1 protein-coding gene and 1 pseudogene are annotated in these 2,624 nt (G+C 70.0%); both read right to left on the reverse strand.

All coding sequences use genetic code 11. The features are described from left to right. On the reverse strand, positions 1-2,147 hold a 2,147-nt coding region (locus VJN29_RS14715; RefSeq protein ID WP_324144384.1), incomplete at its 3' end, for a bifunctional (p)ppGpp synthetase/guanosine-3',5'-bis(diphosphate) 3'-pyrophosphohydrolase. A gap of 87 nt (positions 2,148-2,234) precedes the next feature. Next, positions 2,235-2,624, reverse strand: a pseudogene (locus VJN29_RS14720) (protein translocase subunit SecF); the annotation flags it as partial.

Genomic DNA, 2,624 nt, shown 5'->3' on the forward strand with positions numbered 1-2,624 from the left:
ATGACCCGCGTGACGTCTGACAGCAGGCGGGACCGGTCGAGTGCCTCGACCTGGAGCTGGACGAGGAACATGCTGCCGGCGGTGGGCGCCCACTCGACCTCGATGATCTTCTCCGCCTGGGAGAGCAACGAGTCCGCGTTCGTGCAGTCCGTGCGGTGGACCGACACGCCGTTGCCCCGCGTGACGAAGCCGAGGATGTCGTCACCCGGCACGGGTGTACAGCACCGGGCCAGCTTGACCCAGACGTCGGCCATCCCCTTGACGACGACCCCCGGGTCGTTCGAGCGTCGCGCGCTCGGTCGGGTGGCGACGGGGACAGCGGCCTCGGCGATGTCCTCGCTCGCCCCTTCCTCGCCGCCGACCGAGGCGACGAGGCGCGAGACGACGTGCTGCGCCGACACGTTCCCCTCCCCGATGGCGGCGTAGAGGCTGTCGATACCGCCGAGCCGCAGCTCTTCGGCGATGCCGGTGAGGGACTCGAGGGACGTGAGCCGCTGGAGCGGAAGCCCCTGCTTGCGCATGACCTTCGCCAGGGAGTCCTTCCCGAGGTCGATCATCTCCTCGCGGCGTTCCTTCGTGAACCAGTGCCGGATCTTGTTGCGCGCCCGGGCCGAGCGGACGAACGACAGCCAGTCGCGGGACGGGCCGGCGGAGTCGGCCTTCGACGTGAGGACCTCGACGACGTCACCGTTGTCGAGCTGGCTCTCCAGCGGCACCAGCCGTCCGTTGACCCGCGCGCCGATGCAGTGGTGACCCACCTCGGTGTGCACCGCGTAGGCGAAGTCGACGGGGGTGGACCCGGCGGGCAGCCCGACGAGCTGGCCCTTCGGGGTGAACACGTAGACCTCGCTGGCGTTGATCTCGAAGCGCAGGGACTCGAGGAACTCCCCGGGATCGGAGGTCTCCTTCTGCCAGTCCAGGAGCTGGCGCAGCCACGCCATGTCGTTGACCGGGTCGTTCTGCCCGTCGCGGACCTGTACCCCGCCCTCGCCACCGGTCCCCTTGGCCGGGTCCTCCTTGTACTTCCAGTGGGCGGCGACGCCGTACTCCGCCCGGCGGTGCATCGTGTGCGTGCGGATCTGGATCTCGACGGGCTTCCCGCCGGGCCCGATGACCGTCGTGTGCAGTGACTGGTACATGTTGAACTTCGGCATCGCGATGTAGTCCTTGAACCGGCCGGGCACCGGGTTCCACCGCGCATGGAGCGCACCGAGGGCTGCGTAGCAGTCGCGGACGGTCTCCACGGTCACGCGTACGGCCACGAGGTCGTAGATCTGCTCGAAGTCGCGGCCGCCGACGATCATCTTCTGGTAGACGGAGTAGTAGTGCTTGGGCCGGCCGGTCACCGTCGCCTTGATCTTCGCGCCCCTCAGGTCGGCCCCGACCTCTTCGCGGACGCCCGCGAGGTACTCCTCCCGGGCCGGCGCGCGCTCGGCGACGAGGCGGACGATCTCGTCGTAGACCTTGGGGTACAGCGCCTGGAACGACAGGTCCTCGAGCTCCCACTTGATCGTGTTCATGCCGAGTCGGTGCGCGAGCGGCGCATAGATCTCCAGGGTCTCCTTGGCCTTGCGCTGGGCGCTCTCCTGCGAGACGTACCGCCACGTCCGGGCGTTGTGCAGCCGGTCGGCGAGCTTGATGACGAGCACCCGGATGTCCCGCGCCATCGCGACGACCATCTTGCGCACCGTCTCGGCCTGCGCGGCCTGACCGTAGGTCACCTTGTCGAGCTTGGTGACACCGTCGACGAGCATGGCGATCTCGTCGCCGAAGTCACGCCGCAGCGCCTCCAGGCTGTATGCCGTGTCCTCCACCGTGTCGTGCAGCAGCGCCGCCGCCAAGGTGGTCGGCGTCATCCCGAGCTCGGCGAGGATCGTCGTCACTGCGAGCGGGTGGGTGATGTAGTCGTCGCCGGAGCGGCGCTTCTGGCCGTCGTGTGCCCGCTCGGCCACGGCATACGCGCGCTCGACCAGCGCGAGGTCCGCCTTGGGGTGAGTGCTCCGGACCACTTGCAGGAGCGGTTCCAGGACGGGGTTCTCCGGGACGCGGTTGCGGCCGACGAGGGCGAGGGCTGCGCGGGCTCGCGCGCGCGACGACACGCCGGGGGCCGACGTCCCCGGTGCAGCCGTCGTGATGTCCTCGGCCATGCCGGGAGTGTAGTCGTCGGTCAAGGACCGACACCGGCCGCACCCACAGTGCCTGGGGTCCGCAACCCCCTCGCAGCCCGGCCGGGGTCAGCGCCGTGACTTGGGTGTTCTCCGCGGCTGGTTGCGCGGGCCGGTCTGGGCGTACTTGTGGACGGCTCGACCGGTGATGGTCGCTCCCTCCCCCTCGTTCGCAGCCGGCGCACCCGGGCCGCCCACCGTGACCGGCTCCTCCGAGGCGCTCGCGCGCTCCTCGGCGGCGAGGTCCTTCGCGCGCCGCGCCTGGTGCCGCGCAGCCCGCTTGTCGAGCTCGAGGACGGCCGGGTCGTTGCGACGCAGCGAGACGAGGAGCGGCGTCGCGATGAAGATCGAGGAGTAGGCGCCGATGAGGATGCCGATGAACAGCACGAGCGAGAGGTCGAGGAGCACGCCGGGACCCAGCCAGACGGCGCCGACGACGAGCACGGCGGCGATCGGGAG

Source organism: Intrasporangium sp., from assembly GCF_035280925.1.
In the GTDB taxonomy this organism is placed as follows: Bacteria; Actinomycetota; Actinomycetes; order Actinomycetales; family Dermatophilaceae; genus Intrasporangium.